The following is a 16,203-nucleotide window of genomic DNA, read 5'->3' as shown; positions in this document are numbered from 1 at the left end:
CTGAAACGCCTAGTCGGCGTCGGCGTCCCAGCCCCCGGCTGGTGCGCCGGCGGCTTCTTCATCCGGTCCAAGCCCCCGCGACGTCGCAAAGGCGACGCCCTCCAGGAAGGCCTTCGCCCGCTGCGTTTCGGGGTACGCCTCCAGCAGGCGCCAAAACGCGGCATTGTGCGCGGCCACCAGAAGGTGCGCGAGTTCGTGGAGCAACACGTAGTCGATCACCCATTGGGGCATGGCCCGGAGCTTGTCCGAAAGCCGAATGGTCCCGTCCGCCGGAGTCGCCGACCCCCACCGTGACTTCTGGTTGCTGACCCAGCGGACCGACGTCGGGGTCGCACGCCCGCCCAGGTACCGTGACGAGAGTTCCGCGGCGTGAGCGGCAAGGGCCGCGTCGCTGGCGGGCCTCCTCCTGCCGGCACCCTGAGCGCCCCGCTCCCCCTGCCTCTTGAGCTTGTCCAGCATCCGCCGGACCCATTCATTCTCCTGTGCCTTCGTGAAGTGGGCGGGGATCGCAACAACGGCGTTCCCGTCCTCCCAGAAGGCCGCCACGGTACGACGACGGCGGGCGGAGCGACGAACGACGACAGGCGTGCCGTCGTCGGTGGTCAGCGGCAAAGCCGGCTGGCGCGCGACCGGAGGCACTAGGCAGACCCGTTCTCGACCAGAACCGCCAGCACGGCTTCGCCGTACTTTTCCAGCTTGGACGGTCCGACGCCGGCGAGTTTCGCAAGCTCCTCAAGCGAAGCGGGCCGGGCTTCGGCGATGGCCGTCAATGTCGCGTCCGTGAAGACCACGTAGGCGGGGACATCGTTGCTCAAGGCCTCTTCCTTGCGCCATTGCCGCAAGGCCTCAAAGGTCTGTTCTTCGTACGTGGGCGGGCACTGGCTACAGCGACCCACTTTGCGTTCGGCGCCAGTGGCGAGCATCGTGCCGCAGACCCTGCACGACGCCGGTGCTGCCGCCTTGCGCCGTGGCGTGGCGCGGTTGCGCGCGCTGGCTCCGAGCACCGAATCGGGACGGAGCCCGTCGAGGAAGCGCGAAGGCTTGCGGTTGGCACGGCCGCCGGGCGTGCGGGCCGTGGACCAGGACAGGTTCAGGTGCTCGCGCGCCCGCGTGATCCCGACGTAGAGCAGTCGGCGTTCCTCGTCCACGCTCTCGGGAGTGTCGGCAAAGGAAATAGGCATGAGTCCTTCGCTCAAGCCGACCAGGAACACGGCATCCCATTCCAGGCCCTTCGCGGCGTGCAGCGATGCGAGGGTCACGCCCTGGACCGTCGGCGCGTGCTGCGCAACCGAACGTTCCTGGAGTTCGTTGACGAATTCCATCAAGGTGAATTCCGGCCCACGGCTGACAACAAGTTCGTCCGCGAGTGCCACCAGTGCTGCCAGCGACTCCCAGCGTTCGCGGAGGGCACCGCCGCTATGTGGGGCGGCATCCGTGTAGCCGAGCGAAGCCACGATGTCCCGGACCAGTTGGCCGAGCGGTTCCTTGCCGGAATCCTCGGCAACGGCACGCGTGGCCGCCCGCAGCTGCAGGATGGCGTCGCGGACTTCCTTGCGGGCGAAGAAACGCTCACCGCCCCGCAGCTGGTAGCCGATACCCGCAGAGGCAAGAGCTTGTTCGTACGCTTCCGACTGGCCGTTGGTGCGGAAAAGCACGGCAATCTCGCTCGCCTTGGTGCCGGCATCGATCAATTCCCGGATCCGGCCCGCGACCACCGCCGCCTCGGCTTCGTCGTCGGGGCATTCCATGAACCGGGGCTCAGGTCCGGCCGGGCGCTGGGCTACCAACTGCAGGGGCTTGGCCCAAGCGGCGTCGGCAACCGTCCCACCACTGCGGCGGGATCCCAGGAGATCGTTGGCGAGCTTCACCACTTGGGGCGTGGAACGGTAGTCGCGAACGAGTTTGACGACCGTCGCCGAAGGGTAATGGCCCTTGAATTCGAGGAGATGCTTGGGAGAGGCTCCCGTGAAGGAGTAGATGGTCTGGCTGGAGTCGCCCACTACGCAGAGTTCGTCGCGGGCGCCGAGCCACAGCTCCAGAAGCCTCTGCTGGAGCGGGGAAACGTCCTGGTACTCGTCAACGACAAAGTGCCGGTACTGCTCGCGGACCGTGGCTGCCACTTTCGGGTCCTCCTGGAGGATGCCCACCGTGATCAACAGGACGTCCTCGAAGTCGATCACATTGCGGTCCGTCTTCACGTCCTCGTAAGACTGGAAAACCCGTGCGACGGCGGTGAGGTCGAAGCCTCCCGGAGTGCCGCGGCCGTGCGCGTTCTCAAGGTAGTTGGCCGGCGTCAGCATGGAAACTTTGGCCCACTCGATCTCAGCAGCAAGATCACGAATGGAAGCCCGGTCGGTACTCAACCGGAGCCGCCGAGCGGCCTCGGCGATCATGTTCGCCTTGTGGTCAAGCAAGTTCGGCAGGACGCCGCCGATTGCCTGCGGCCAGAAAAACTGGAGCTGCCTGAGCGCCGCGGCGTGAAAGGTACGTGCCTGGACATTTCCGACGCCGAGATCCCGCAGCCGGCTGCGCATCTCGGCGGCCGCCCGGGAGGTGAAGGTGACAGCCAGGAGGCGCTGCGGACTGTAGACCCCGGAGTGCACCCCGTAGGCAATGCGGTGCGTAATGGCCCGGGTTTTTCCCGTACCCGCTCCGGCCAGGACGCACATCGGCCCGTTGAGGTTGCTGGCGACTTCCCGCTGCTCGGCATCAAGGCCGCCGAGAATCCGGTCCTCGAGTGAAACGGTGTCGCTGAAAATGCCGTCTGTCACTGCTGGAGGTCCTCGATGACGCCGCCGTACCAGTGTTCGATCAGGGATCGAGCAATCGAAAGCCTCGTGGAGATCGTGATTTCACCGCTGAGCACGGCTGCCTGCAGTTCCGCGCGGTTGAACCAGCGCGCCCGGGTGACTTCGACGCCGTCGGGCCGGGCCTCGACGTCGTCCGTTGTTGCGGTGAACCCGAGCATGAGGGAGGCCGGAAACGGCCACGACTGCGAGCCAAGGTACTGGCACGCGGTGACCCGCACGCCCACTTCTTCGCCGATTTCGCGGACCACGGCCTGTTCAAGCGATTCCCCCGGCTCCACGAAGCCGGCCAGCGTGGAGTAGTTCTTGGCGTCAAGCGGCCCTCCTCCGCCCAGGAGCAGCCTGCCGTCGGAACCGACCACGGTGACGATGATGGCCGGATCGGTCCTTGGATAGTGCTCCGATTTGTCCCGCGGGCACCGCCGGACCCAGCCGCCGGCTTCGATTTCCGTGGGAGTTCCACACTGCGGGCAGTGGGTATGGGTGGCATGCCAGTTTGAAATGGCGCTGGCCTCAACAAACAAGGCCGCGTCGATGGCACTGAGACGGGCAGCGACCTCCCGGAATCCTGCCCAGGAGCCGTCGGCCGGAAGGCCCGCGGCTCCGGGCGAAAGCGGCTCGGCGGGCACAAAGAGGACGATGGGCGTTTTCTCCGGGACCGATGAAGCAGCGAGGGTCCGGCCGAGATAGATGGCAGTGACCGGCCCGCCAGCCGCTTGAAGGGTGTCGAAGAGCGGCGCGGCGTCGTCCAGCCACAGCTTGTCGCCCACGACGAGGGCTTGGCGCTGGGACAACACCATGGCTTTGGCCGCGCCCGAGGAGATCACTTCATCCAGCATGCCTGGCTTCAGGCGTTCGGCAGATCCGCGGTCAACCATGGCTGGGCGCACCGGAAGAACGGTATCGATAAGGTGGTTTGCCGGCGCCTGGAACTCGGTGAAACTCATGTACCTACCGTACTGACTCGCACCGACAATTGACATTTGGAACCTTCAGCGATGCACACCCCTGAATGCTGTTTTCCAGCGGATCTCAAGACTCGCCGCACTGCATCGCTGCCAGAGGCGCATGTCAATCTACCGTGGAAGACGTGAGAAGAACACCGTTCGAACTGGCCGCTGTAGCTACTGCGGCGGTGCCCGGCCTGACGCCGATGGCTGCCGCCTCTGCCCCGGATGATGCTGCCGATTTCGATTCGGCGCTCCTGCTGGACTCGGAGGGCAAGCGTTGGCGCGTCCGTTCGCCACGCCATCCGGAAGCCAGCGCCCGGCTGGAAACCGAATTCATGATTCTGCGGGCTTTCGCGCCGGCAATCCGGGCCGAGCTGCCTTTTCTGATGCCCACTGTGGCCGGAACGGTGCGCCAAGGCGCGCTGAGCACCTTTGTCTACGCCCACTTGGCCGGGGCCACGCGCAGCATCGAAGAGCTGTCCACCTGCAGTGACTCCTTGGCCAAGGAGATCGGTGTGGCGCTGGCCGCCGTCCACGACCTCCCCCAATCGCTAGTGAACAACGCCGATCTTCCCAGCTACACGGCCAACGAATTCCGCCAGCGCAAGTTGAACGAGCTGGACCAGGCTGCCACAACGGGCAAGATACCGCCCGCCCTGCTGCGTCGCTGGGAGCACGCACTAGAGGATGTGGCGTTGTGGCGCTTCAACCCGTGCGTGGTCCACGGCGATCTGCACGAAGACAATCTGCTGGTCGATGGCGACAGTGTCACGGCCGTGACGGGATGGACCGATCTGCGCATCGGCGATCCCGCCGATGACTTTGCCTGGCTCGTGGCGTCAAACGAACAGAGATTCGTGGAATCCGTCATGCGGCACTACACGGAAGCCCGACGCGACACTCCGGACGGCCACTTGCTCCGACGCTCTGCGCTCCTTGCCGAATTCGCCCTGGCCCAGTATCTCGTCAAGGCCTTGGCGGCCGGCCACAGTGAAATGACGGCAGAAGCCGAGGCGATGCTCAAGTCCCTCGCCGACGACATCGAACAGCAGAACGCGTTGGCAGCCGAGGAGGCCGAGGCCGCAGCCGCGGAGCTTGCCGCTGCGGACGCGCTTGCGGCACCCGCAGTTGTCATGGTTTCGGAAGCCGCGGCCGCTGAGGGCGACTCAGCGAAGCCCACGGTAAGTGTCACAGCCATCCCGGAATCTGCTGACGACGACGCTCCCGCGGCCCGTCCGGAAACTGCCGCGGCAACGCCGTCGGTCACGGTTGCACCCCTCGGCGAAGCTGCCACGGGCGTCGCCGCCGAGGACGGTTCGGGAGAATCGACAAACGGGACAGCCCCGGCACCCGAGGCGCCGTCCGAATCAGACGACACCTCGACGACGGCCCTCCAAGTAGTGGAGCCCGCACCGTTGCAGGACGCCAAGGACCACTAGTCCGTCCCGGCTTGGCTGCGGTGGTTTCAGGGCCCAGCGGTTTCAGTGGCCCAGCGCGGAAGCGATGATGTTCTCCAGTTCTTCGGCCGTGCCCAGGTCGTGGGGCCTCACCACAGCGTCATCGGCAACGTAGTAGAACGCTGCGCTGACGTGCTCCAACGGCACACCCTTGAGGCGCGCCCATGCCAGCCGGTACACAGCCAGTTGCACGGCGCGGATCTTGAGTTGCCTGCCGGACGGGCGCTTGCCCGTTTTCCAGTCCACCAGTTCCCATGTGCCGTCCGCCCCGCGGAAGACAGCATCAATCCGTCCGCGCACCACGACGTCCCCGATCCTCGTTTCCACGGGAACTTCGACGAAGGCCGGGGACCGGTGGGCCCATTCTGAATTACTGAACGTCGCCACCATGTCATCAAGTCCGTAGGCTTCGTCGATGTGGGAGTCAGAGCCGGGCGCTTCGTCGAGATCCAGCATTCCTGTGGTTCCGAAGTATTCCTCGACCCAGGAGTGGAAGGCCGTGCCTTTGCGTGCCGAGATCCCTGGTTGCCGGGGCACCGGGCGCCGGAGCTGGGCCAGGACAGCGGCCGGATCGTCTCCCAGGTCGACGAACATCGATGCCGAGATGTGTCCGGGCAAATGGACGTCTTGGACCGGTTTCCGCCGCAGTTGCCGTTCCAACAACAACTCCGCTTCGGCGGCCCAGCCGGCCGCCGCCCCGCGGAGTGAGGTCAGCGAGGCGTCCATGACCAGCGGCGAATCCTTCTGCAGTCCGTCGACGGCGTTCCTGACCCTGGTCGCCGCCGCCTCCATGGCGGCCCGCCGGCCGGGTACCAAGCGGAGCCGTTCCCCCGTTCGAGGGTCGCTCGGGCCCTCGAGCGGATCATAGGGGAAGATCGCCACCTCGGTGCCGACAGTCAGGGGGCTCTCTGTGGGCAGCGCGTCTTCGCTGAGGGACTGGGGGTGGATGGCAGCGGCCGATGCTCCACCGGAATCGCTGCCTGCCTCGCCGGCAAGGCAGGCCAGCTCAGCAAGGAAGGGCGATGTCTCGGCTATCCCGGCCCGGGAACCATTCCACGCGGCGCTCGATGCCCACAGGACGAACTTTGCCCGGGTGTAGGCAACGTAGGCGAGTCTCCGCTCTTCGGCCTCGCCGTGGTGCTGGACTTCCGATTTGAAGTCCTTTTCGGCATCAAGCCAGCCCTTTTGGTCCGGCTGGTCCAGATCCCATTGGGGGAGATCCGCCCGGTCGCCTCGGAGCGGCCATGGCAGGGCCGCGGTACCGCTGCTCCACCGGGAGTCCCGGTTGCTCGGGAAGGCCCCGGCGTTGAGGCCGGGGACAAAGACAACGTCCCATTCCAAGCCTTTGGAGGCATGGACGGTCAGCAATTGCACGGCCTCGTGGTTCACCTCGGCGTCGGCCATGTCGAGTCCGCCTTCTTCTGTTGCGGCCGCTTCAAGCCACCCCAGGAAAGCCAGCAGGTCCACGCGCTGTGAAGTCTGCAGGAAACCCGCCGCGGCGTCATGGAACGCGTCCAGGTTCCGGCGGGCCTGGTGGATGCTCGTCCCGGGCTTCGCAGCGACCTCAATGTCCAGCAGCATGGCGCGTTCCACCTCGCCGATCAACGTGGTCAGATCATCACCGATGAACCCCCGCAGGTTCCGAAGCTCCGCAGACAAGCGGCCAAGCCGGTCCAAGGCTGCCGCGCTGAGGGAGCGCCCATGGCCGGAAGTCCATCCTGGACGCGGCAGGAAGTCCAGCGCTTCCACAAGGCTGGCTGCATCCGTAATGTCGCTTTCGACGACCGTCTCGATCGGGCTTTCGCCCGCACCCGACGCCTCGTCTCCGGCACCGCTGTCCACCGTAGCGCCTTGTGATCGCCGCCTGGCCAGGAACTGGGACCAGTCGCGGAAAGCCATCAAATCCGCAGTCCCGATCCTCCACCGGGCCCCGGCCAGCAAACGCATCAGCGCATCTGAACGGCCGGGATCCGCGAGGACCCGGAGCGCAGCGACGAGATCCACCACTTCAGGGGTGTCGAGGAGTCCGCCGAGGCCGACTATTTCATACGGAATCCCTTGGACCTCGAATTCACGCCGCAAGCATTCCATCTGTGCCCGACGGCGGCAAAGTACTGCCATGGTGGGGGAAACCGGCGTACCGTCGGCCGCGGTTTCAAAGACGGTGCGCCGATAACGGCGGACATCCCGCCCAATCGCCGCGGCTTCGTCTTCATCCGTGCCAAAACGTCCGAGGACAACGTTGCCGTCCACGGCCGCCGGGCTCGGTTGCAGCGGCGGCACGGCCACAGCAGTGTCTTCGGCCCTGGAGCCCGGGGCTCCTTCGGTGGCGGCGGCCTTGTTGAGCGGCGCAGAGATGACGTTGGCGGCGGCCAGGATGTTGCGCCCGTTCCGCCAGGCAGTGGTCAGGTACGAGGTGGGTGCCGTCGCAAGGGATGCCGTTCCGAAGCCATCTTCCACCCGGACGGGAAATTCCTGGACGAAGTGGAATAATTGGCCGGCCGATGCACCCCTGAATCCGTAGATGGACTGGTTGGGATCCCCCACCGCCGTCACGGCATGCCCTCCCCCGAACAGCCGGGAAAACAGGACAAGTTGCGCGTGTGAGGTGTCCTGGAATTCATCCAGCAACACCACCTTGTAGCGGGCCCGTTCGGTGGCAGCTGCCAGTGGTATGTCCTGGGCAATCTTCGCAGCGAGCGCCACGAGGTCGCCAAAGTCGAGGACTCCGCGGTTTCTCTTGGCCTCTTGGTAACGCCCCACCATGTCCGCGACGCTGGCCCTGGTCCGCAACATGGCACCGAGATCGCCCGCAGCCTGGGACGGGTTCTTTTTCGCCGCGGACGTATAGGGCAGTTGCGCGAATTCGGACACGCGGTCCATCAACCAGCGCTGAACCTCGGCCGGTTCGCGCAAGTGTTCGGCGCACTCGCCGGCCAACTGCATCACGGCGTTGACCAAGGTGGACTTGGCAGCGCTGAAGTGCTCATAGTCGCCGTCGTACGCTTCAACCACTTCGCTCGCCAGCTGCCAGGCCTGGGCGCCGCCGAGCAGCACCACATCGCGCTCAATACCCAGGCGCAAGCCGTAGTCGGACACGATGCCGCTGGCGTAGGAGTGGTAAGTGGACACTTTGGGTTCAAGCTCATCGGAACCCGCGACTCCCTCCGGGAAGCCGTACTGCCCGTTGTCCGACGACGCGATGCGTTGCAGGGTGGCCAATTTGGCACGGATACGGCTGGCCAGCTCCCCTGCCGCCTTCCGGGTGAAGGTGACGCCCAGGACCTCTTCAGGGCGAACCCATCCATTCGCCACAAGCCACACCACACGGTCTGCCATGGTTGCGGTTTTCCCGGATCCGGCTCCGGCGATGACCAACCGGGGGGTCAACGGTGACGCAATGATGGCGGACTGCTCTTCCGTCGGACGGTTCCGTTCGCCGAGGATATCGGCCAATTCGCCGGGCGAAAACCGGGGTTCCGGCAAGACCGCGCCAACCGTGGCGGACTCTTCCGCCTCCATTCCTGCGAGTGTCTGGACGCTCATTCAGTGACCTGCTTTCCCCTGGCGCACAACGGGCAAATATCGGGTAGCCGGCAGCCGTGGCCCCCGTGGCTGCCTTTTGAGGGATCGTGACGTGCTTCGAAGCTTGCTCCGGCCATGAGCACAGCGGCCTCGCTGACAAGGTCCTGTGCCCAGTTATCTCCCGGATCCAAGGGCTCCTGCACCTGGACCGCCGGAGTCTTCGTCTTGGTCCCCAGCTGTGCGAGCACGGCACCGCCAGGAACGGATCCTGGAACGGTTTCCTGGAACGCCCCGTGCAACACGGCAGCTTGATAAGCACCGAGCTGGGGGTGCCTGGCGAGTTCGGCCTTGCCTGGCTGGCGTTTGCCCGTCTTGAGGTCGACAATCACCAGCCTGCCCTCTGCGTCTATTTCCAGACGATCCACTTGTCCCCGGAGCACTGCGTTCCGGACCGCCTCGGGCGCCTCGGCGGCGTGGCCCAAGCGCACCTCCGGAAGGGGGACCTCGAAGTCCGCTTCGACCCCGGCCAGGCTTCGGCCTTCGCTCCGCATGACCAGGACGTATTGGGCGAGCTTCCTGACCATCTGCTCTGCCCTTTGGAAGTCCAGCCTGCCCTCCCAGTTGTCCTTCATGCCCAGTGTCGGCCAGCGACGCACCAGCTCCGCGACATACTCGGCGCCGGAAGCATCCGGCAGTTCCTGGGCAATTGCATGGACCAAGGTGCCCAGGCTGCGGGCAAAGTCGGTGGCGGCTTCTCCCCCGGCCGCCTGGACGAACCAATCCAACGGCGATTTGTGCACCGTTTCCACCTTCGACGGAGAAACGAACACGGTGCCCTCTGCCGGGACCACCGGTTCCTCGCTGCTGAGTGGCGCCAGTCCCCACCAGGAATCCGGATGTGCGCCCGGCACGGCGGGCTCCGCAGTGGCAAGGTGTGCCAGGACGCGCGCAGCTTCGGCGGCATCCTCGGCCACGCCCGGGCGGGCAAGCGCGACGTCGTCCGGCTGAACGCGCTGCCTGAGCTCGGCCACCAGGGCGCGCAGCGTCATGGGCCGGCCCACCGGCGTGTATTCACGTAGGTACTGTCCCGGTTCCAAGGGCGCCACGTAATCAAGAAAGGCAGATTGCTGCTCGTCTTCGGAAGATACCGCCGTGCAGATGAGGACTTCCCGGGCACGTGAAACGGCTGTGGAGAAGCTGCGCAGTTCGTCGTAGCGGATATCCCGCAGCCTGCTGAGGGGACCCCGTTGCAAGGCATGTTCAACCCCATGCTCCACCGCATCGGCAAACAAAGTGCTACCGAGGAGTTCACCCCGGAGCCTGGTGTTGGGCCAGACGCCTTCCTGCAGGCCCGCGACGATGACCACGGCCCATTCCCGCCCGGCTGCGCTGGCCGGCGTCATGAGCTCCACTGCTTCTTCCACCTGTGCCCTGGCGGCAAGGGTGTCCATGGGGAGTTCCTGGCTGAGCAGATACTCCAGGAACTGTTCGGGACCGGAGCCGGGAAGCTGGTCGACATAGCGCTCGGCGGTGTGGAACAGGGCCATCATGGCGTCGAGGTCCCGGTCCGCGCGGGCGCCGGCCGCGCCGCCGTCGAGCGCCATTTCGGTCCAGCGCGAAGCCAGCCCGGTGGCTTGCCACAAAGCCCACAACACCGTCTCCGCGTTGGCTCCGGGTTCGGCGGCCGCAGCACGTCCTGCCGCGATCATGCGGGCCAAACGCCGTGCCGAGCTGCCCTCGATACCCAAGGACCCCAGCGCTCCGGGCTCCAGCAAAGCCTCAACGAGCAACGCATCGCTGGACCGACCGCCTCCGCCCAACAGCTCCTCCCGGCGCAAGGATTGCCGGAGGCGGCGCAACTCGATGGCTGTAGCCCCGCCGATCCTCGACGTGAGAAGGGAGACGGCGGACTCGGGCGTCAGCTTGGCGGTATCCAGCACCACTCCGTACACCTCAAGCAGGGGGCGAACAGCCACTTCATCACGGACCGCGGAATCCGCGACCGGGACGCGGACCGGGATTCCTTGGCCGCTCAAATAGCGCTGCAATTGCGCCAATTGCCCACCGTTGCGCACGATCACTGCGATGTCGCCGAACTCGTGGTTCTCGCGCAGCTGTGCTTCGAGGATTCGTTGAGCCACGTAGCGCAACTCGTGGACTGTGGAGGGAAGCACATGTGCTTCCACCCGGCCCGCGGCCCGCGCCTTGCCCGAAGGCGCCTCCTCCGCCGATGCGGGAAGGGGATCCAGACGCCGGGCCAACTGGCCCCCGGCCCGCTGCGAGATACGCGCTGCCACACCGGTCCACGCTTTCGCGACATCGGGGAGGTGGCGGTGTGTGTGCCATAGCGGAAGCTCCCGCACGGTGCCCGCAAGGCCGCCGAGAAGCCGCGGCAGCTCGGAGACAAGGTCGGGGCGTGCGCCGCGGAACCCTTGGACCACGGTATCCGGAGAGGACGCCACCAAGACGTCCTTTCCTTCCGCGATATCCGCGAGCAATTCAAACACGGCGGGATTCGCCTCTTGCACGTCATCCACGAGGATCAACTGCAACCGTTCGCGCTCGGCCGCCAGGAATCCGGGCGAGTCCTGGAAGATCTGCCGCGCCGCGGTAATGATTCCGGCAGGGTCAAAGGCTTCCGGCATGCGCAGGTCCAGGACGTCGCGGTACTCCGAATAGAGGTCCGCTGCGGCAATCCAGTCCGGCCTGCCGCATTCGTAGGCAAGCGACGTGAGATCTTCCGCAGTGCGTCCGGATTCGATGATCCGGTCGAAGAGCTGCCGGATCTCCTGCCGGAACCCCCGCGTGGGCAACGCCGCGGACAAGTCCTGCGGCCATGGAAGTTCAAAGCCCGGCCGGGCGTGCCCTTCCAGCAGTTCCTTGATAATGAGGTCCTGTTCCGGTCCCGAGAGCAGTTTGGGTGGCCGCTGAAGCGGCAGTACGCCCTCGGCTTTGGCTCGCCGGATCAGGTCAAAGGCGTATGACGCCCAGGTGCGCGCCGGCGTCGTACTCAAGCTCCGGTCCAGCCGCCCCGTAAAGGTGTCCCGCAGCGCCGACGCCGCATGCCGGCCGGGTGCGAGAATCAGGATCCGTTCCGGATCCACGCCGTCACGTTGAACCCGCCGGACGGCGGTTTCCACCAGCACGGTGGACTTCCCGGTGCCCGGCGCCCCCGGCACCAGGACCGGCCCGGATCCGTGCGGGAGCCCGACGACGGCAGCTTGGTCGGCGGACAACTCCGGGGCTGCGTAGCGGACCTCGCGAGGGGGAAGCAGGCGCAAGCGGGCAGGCGAGTGCCGGGATTGCGCCTGCCGCGGCGATGGTGTTGCTCCCTGCGTTGCTGCTTGGGGTGTCGGTGTTGGACTCACACGGTCATTTCATCATCGGGCACCGACAATTTATGGAGCTGACGCTCGAGTTGCTCGGAGATCGCATCGATACTGTCGAAGTCCCGGTCCGTCGGAGCCCACCGGGCACGCGCCAGGTCAACCCGCCAGCGGCCCTCGCCAGTCCGCAGGTATTCCGCGTAGGCGCCGTGCAGCGGTGTTCCCTCGTCCACGTAGTGGTGCAGCGCTTCGGACTCGAGCCCTGGGGGCGCCTCGCCGCTTGCACGCAATACCCGCCACCAAGCCACCGTGCTCCCATGGTGGCTCATGACCGATCCGATCTGGCGGGGACCGCCTGAACCAAGAAGCTCGGCAACATCCCCGTAGGACACGGCAACGCCGGGCGGCATGAGATCCACGACGGCCAGCACCGCCGTCACAAACTCCATCCGCATGCCACCAGCCTATCGGCATGGACCCTGGGATCGGCGCAGAAGGAGTGTCGGTCCGGTTCTTGTCGTAGGGCGCCGGTAGCGTTGAAGCATGAGCTCTTGGAACACCCTCCCCCGCGCCGCGTTCGACCTTGAGACCACGGGACGGAATTCTCGTTCGGCCAGGATCGTCACCGCTTCGGTCACCGTAGTGGACGACGACGGCAGCGTCGTCAAGGAGCTCGAATGGTTGGCGGATCCCGGTGTGGAGATTCCCTTGGAGGCCAGCGAGATCCATGGGATCACCACGGAAAAGGCGAGGGCCGAAGGCCGACCGGCGGCAGACGTGACGCGCGAAGTTGCTGCCGCGCTCCAGGAACTGTTCGACGACGGCGTGCCGGTCATTGCGTTCAATGCCAGCTATGACTTCACGGTCCTGGCCGCCGAATCAGCACGATACGGCGTGCCGCAATTGACCCGTTTCCCGGTCCTTGACCCCTACGTCATGAACAAGCAGGTTGACCGGTACCGCAAAGGCAAGCGGACCCTGACCGCGCTGTGCGAAGAGTACGGCGTGAACCTGGACAACGCCCACACTTCCGCCGCGGACGCCCTTGCCACCCTGCGTGTCCTTGATGCCATGGCCGGCAAGTTCCCGAAGCTGCACATGCCCGCTTCCAAGCTGCACCACCTGCAGGTTGATTGGGCGGCTGCCCAGGCCGCCGATTTCCAGAGCTACCTGCGCAAGACCAAACCAACAGCCGTCATCGAAGGCAATTGGCCGGTTCTCCCCCCGGAAGATGCCAGCCGAGGAGACTTCTAAAGTTTCGGAACTCTAAGGCGCCGGTCCACGGACCGGACGCTTTCCTGTCGTCCGCATGATGGGATGCACGTCACACTGCACTCGCTGCCTGAAAGCCAGCTGGGCGTCAGTCACCAATTCCCCCTCAATGCCAGAGGGTGCGGCACTTCAGAGGCAATCCGCATAATGCATTGAATTTAATTCGGATTTCCCGGGAATCACGCGTCTTATCGCCGCCAATTTTCCGCTGAATAGGCGGATGACATAATTAAGTTTGGCGGGTCGAGTTCTGATATTGCGGCCCAAACCTGCTTTGGCCGCGTTCCCCGCCCGTCTCGATACGAACGCGTGTTCCCCGATGAAAGTGATTTGCTTGATGAAAATCAAAGCCCTGAAGTGGTTCTCTGCCGTCCCCGTGGCTGCAGTTCTCGCCGTCTCGCTCGCCGCTTGCGGTGGCGGAGCCGGCAGCACAGGCAGCGCCTCGCCCACCGACGCCCTCCAGGGCAGCGACCAGAAGACGCTGGACAAGTACACCACCAAGGACGTCACCCCGCTGGACAAGATCGACAAGTCCAAGCTGGGCCTGATCACCGACGGCACACTGCGCGTCGGCACGCTCTCGGACGCCCCGCCGAACATCTTCATCGATCCCTCGGGCAAGTTCACCGGCTACGACAACGAACTCCTGCGTGCCGTTGGCGCCAAGCTGGGCCTCAAGGTCGAGTTCGCTTCCACTGACTTCTCCGCGCTGCTGTCCCAGGTCAAGAACAAGCAGTTCGACGTCGGCTCCTCCTCGATCTCCACCACGGACAAGCGCCGCGAAACGGTCGGATTCACCAATGGCTACGACTTCGGCTACATGGCCGTCGTGACCAAGACCGACTCCAAGGTCAAGGGCTTCGCGGACCTCAAGTCCGACGTCCGCATCGGCGTCGTCCAGGGCACCGTCCAGGACGACTACGTCACGAACACGCTCAAGCTTGAGCCCGTCCGTTTCCCCGACTACAACACGGTCTACGCCAACGTGAAGAGCGGTCAGGTTGATGCCTGGGTCGCCCCGTCGCAACAGGCCACGGGCCAGGTGAAGGACGGCGACAACACGAAGATCGCCGAAAAGGTCGTCAACACCCAGAACTTCACCGCCTGGGCCGTGAACAAGGACAACCAGCCCCTGATCGACGCCCTCAACTCCGGCCTTGACGCCGTGATCGCGGACGGTACCTGGACCAAGCTGACGGCCGAGTGGTACAAGGACCGCCCGACCAAGGCGGAGCAGACTCCCCAGGGCTGGAAGCCGGGCAGCAAGGCCGTCCAGATCCCGGCCAAGTAACCCAGGCTCCCATGGATATCTTCAAACTGCTCTCCGAGACCTTCCTCGATTGGAAGGCGATGGGCGAAGTCATCCCCAAGATGTTCGCAGTCGGGCTGCCGAACACGCTCGTCCTGGCCGTCACCTCCGGTGTCATCGGAACGGTGCTCGGCATGCTGCTCGCCCTCATGGGGATATCCCGGAATCCGGTGGCCCGGTGGATCGCCCGCGTCTACACCGATATCCTCCGTGGGCTGCCGCCCGTGCTCACCATCCTCGTGATCGGTCTCGGATTCGGCCCGATCATTCGCCAGCTGACGGGCTCCACGAGCCCGTACCCCATGGCCATCGCGGCGCTGTCGCTGATGTCGGGGGCGTACATCGGCGAGATCTTCCGTTCCGGTATCCAGAGCGTGGACAAGGGCCAGCTCGAGGCCACGCGTGCTTTGGGATTCGGCTACGGCCCTGCCATGCGGCTTGTGGTGGTTCCCCAGGGCGTCCGGCGGGTCTTGCCCGCGTTGGTCAACCAGTTCATTGCGTTGATCAAGGAGTCGTCGCTGGTCTTCCTCCTGGGCCTGGTGGCCTCGGAGCGCGAGATCTTCCAGATCGGCAAGGACGCTGCCTCCACCAGCGGAAACTTGTCGCCCTATGTGGCGGCAGCCATCTTCTACCTGGCGCTGACCATTCCGTTGACGCATTTCGTGAACTGGATTGACCGTCGCCTGAGGACAGGCCGACCGGAAAAGAAGGAACCCGACGAGGCAGCCGCCGTCGTCGGGAAAGGAGCCCAAGCATGAGCGAGTTCGCTTCAGGAACACTGACGGCTAAAAACATCCATTTGTCCTTCGGATCGAACCATGTCCTGCGCGGCATCGACCTGCACGTCGAGAAGGGCACCACGGCTTCCGTGATCGGCCCTTCCGGCTCAGGTAAATCCACGCTCCTGCGCGTCATGAACCGGTTGATCGAACCCGAGCAGGGTGACATCCTGCTCGATGGCCGTTCGGTGCTCAAAGACAACCCGGACGAGCTGCGCCGGAGAATCGGCATGGTCTTCCAGCAGTTCAACCTGTTTCCGCACAAGACCGTGGCGGAGAATATCTCCCTCGCGCTCCGGAAGCTGCGCGGAATGTCCAAGGAGCAGGCCCGGGAAGATGCCTTGGCCCAACTGGACCTCGTGGGGCTCAAGCACAAGGCCGACGCCCGGCCAGCCAACCTTTCGGGCGGGCAACAACAGCGCGTCGCCATTGCGCGGGCGCTTGCCATGAAGCCTGAGGTCATGTTCTTCGACGAGGCAACGTCGGCCCTGGACCCTGAACTGGTCAAAGGCGTGCTCGCACTCATGACCGATCTGGCCAAGGGAGGCATGACCATGGTGGTGGTAACCCACGAAATGGGCTTCTCGAGGAACGTGTCGGACACCGTGACGTTCATGGATGCAGGCGTCGTCGTAGAGAGCGGATCGCCGGAACAGCTCTTCACGGACCCGCGGACCGATCGCCTGAAGGGCTTCCTTTCGGACGTGCTCTAGGACTTACCGGAGAATCCCCGGCTTGCGGACGGGACACCCACAGCGGTGAGCCCGTCTGCAGCCGG

11 protein-coding genes are annotated in these 16,203 nt (G+C 65.2%); 5 read left to right on the top strand and 6 right to left on the bottom strand.

Annotated elements, in window-relative coordinates; all coding sequences use genetic code 11:
* Positions 1-9 precede the first annotated feature (9 nt).
* The 3 genes from BMF89_RS17505 to nudC are packed head-to-tail and all read right to left on the bottom strand — an operon-like array spanning position 10 to position 3,754.
* On the bottom strand, positions 10-639 hold the full coding sequence (locus BMF89_RS17505) for a M48 family metallopeptidase (RefSeq protein WP_078108344.1): 630 nt from the start codon (positions 637-639) through the stop codon (positions 10-12).
* The gene (locus BMF89_RS17500) at positions 639-2,771 is read right to left on the bottom strand and encodes an ATP-dependent DNA helicase UvrD2 (RefSeq protein ID WP_078108343.1); all 2,133 of its coding nucleotides are present in this window, start codon (positions 2,769-2,771) and stop codon (positions 639-641) included. The genes BMF89_RS17505 and BMF89_RS17500 overlap by 1 nt, the downstream gene beginning before the upstream one ends.
* Positions 2,768-3,754 (bottom strand): NAD(+) diphosphatase, encoded by a 987-nt coding sequence (gene nudC / locus BMF89_RS17495; RefSeq protein ID WP_078108342.1) that lies wholly within the window; start codon positions 3,752-3,754, stop codon positions 2,768-2,770. The genes BMF89_RS17500 and nudC overlap by 4 nt, the downstream gene beginning before the upstream one ends.
* Positions 3,755-3,897: 143 nt before the next feature.
* Here nudC and BMF89_RS17490 point away from each other — a divergent pair, with 143 nt between their 5' ends.
* Positions 3,898-5,196, top strand: coding sequence for a macrolide 2'-phosphotransferase (locus BMF89_RS17490; RefSeq protein ID WP_139359724.1), 1,299 nt, complete (start codon positions 3,898-3,900; stop codon positions 5,194-5,196).
* A 42-nt stretch (positions 5,197-5,238) separates the two neighbouring features.
* Here the strand turns inward: BMF89_RS17490 and BMF89_RS17485 are convergent, their stop codons facing one another.
* The 3 genes from BMF89_RS17485 to BMF89_RS17475 form a co-directional block, all read right to left on the bottom strand.
* Entirely contained in the window at positions 5,239-8,760 is a 3,522-nt protein-coding gene (locus BMF89_RS17485) for an ATP-dependent DNA helicase (RefSeq protein WP_078108340.1), read from the bottom strand.
* Positions 8,757-12,020: an ATP-dependent DNA helicase gene (locus BMF89_RS17480; RefSeq protein ID WP_171983540.1), complete on the bottom strand. Its 3,264-nt coding sequence runs from the start codon at positions 12,018-12,020 to the stop codon at positions 8,757-8,759. The genes BMF89_RS17485 and BMF89_RS17480 overlap by 4 nt, the downstream gene beginning before the upstream one ends.
* An 83-nt stretch (positions 12,021-12,103) precedes the next feature.
* A complete protein-coding gene (locus tag BMF89_RS17475) occupies positions 12,104-12,520 on the bottom strand; it encodes an MGMT family protein (RefSeq protein ID WP_078108338.1) in 417 nt (138 codons plus the stop codon).
* An 88-nt stretch (positions 12,521-12,608) separates the two neighbouring features.
* Here BMF89_RS17475 and BMF89_RS17470 point away from each other — a divergent pair, with 88 nt between their 5' ends.
* The 4 genes from BMF89_RS17470 (at position 12,609) to BMF89_RS17455 (ending at position 16,138) form a co-directional block, all read left to right on the top strand.
* Complete coding sequence (locus BMF89_RS17470; protein ID WP_078108337.1) at positions 12,609-13,319, top strand: 3'-5' exonuclease; 711 nt, start codon at positions 12,609-12,611, stop codon at positions 13,317-13,319.
* A 355-nt stretch (positions 13,320-13,674) separates the two neighbouring features.
* Positions 13,675-14,628, top strand: coding sequence for an ABC transporter substrate-binding protein (locus BMF89_RS17465; protein WP_078108336.1), 954 nt, complete (start codon positions 13,675-13,677; stop codon positions 14,626-14,628).
* 11 nt (positions 14,629-14,639) lie between these two features.
* Positions 14,640-15,404 (top strand): amino acid ABC transporter permease, encoded by a 765-nt coding sequence (locus BMF89_RS17460; protein ID WP_078108335.1) that lies wholly within the window; start codon positions 14,640-14,642, stop codon positions 15,402-15,404.
* Positions 15,401-16,138: an amino acid ABC transporter ATP-binding protein gene (locus BMF89_RS17455; protein ID WP_078108334.1), complete on the top strand. Its 738-nt coding sequence runs from the start codon at positions 15,401-15,403 to the stop codon at positions 16,136-16,138. The genes BMF89_RS17460 and BMF89_RS17455 overlap by 4 nt, the downstream gene beginning before the upstream one ends.
* The last annotated feature ends 65 nt before the right edge of the window (positions 16,139-16,203 follow it).

Origin of the sequence: Arthrobacter sp. SRS-W-1-2016 (assembly GCF_002009585.1) — a bacterium.
GTDB classification, from domain to species: Bacteria; Actinomycetota; Actinomycetes; order Actinomycetales; family Micrococcaceae; genus Arthrobacter; species Arthrobacter bambusae_A.
This window is presented reverse-complemented; position numbering and strand designations above follow the sequence as displayed.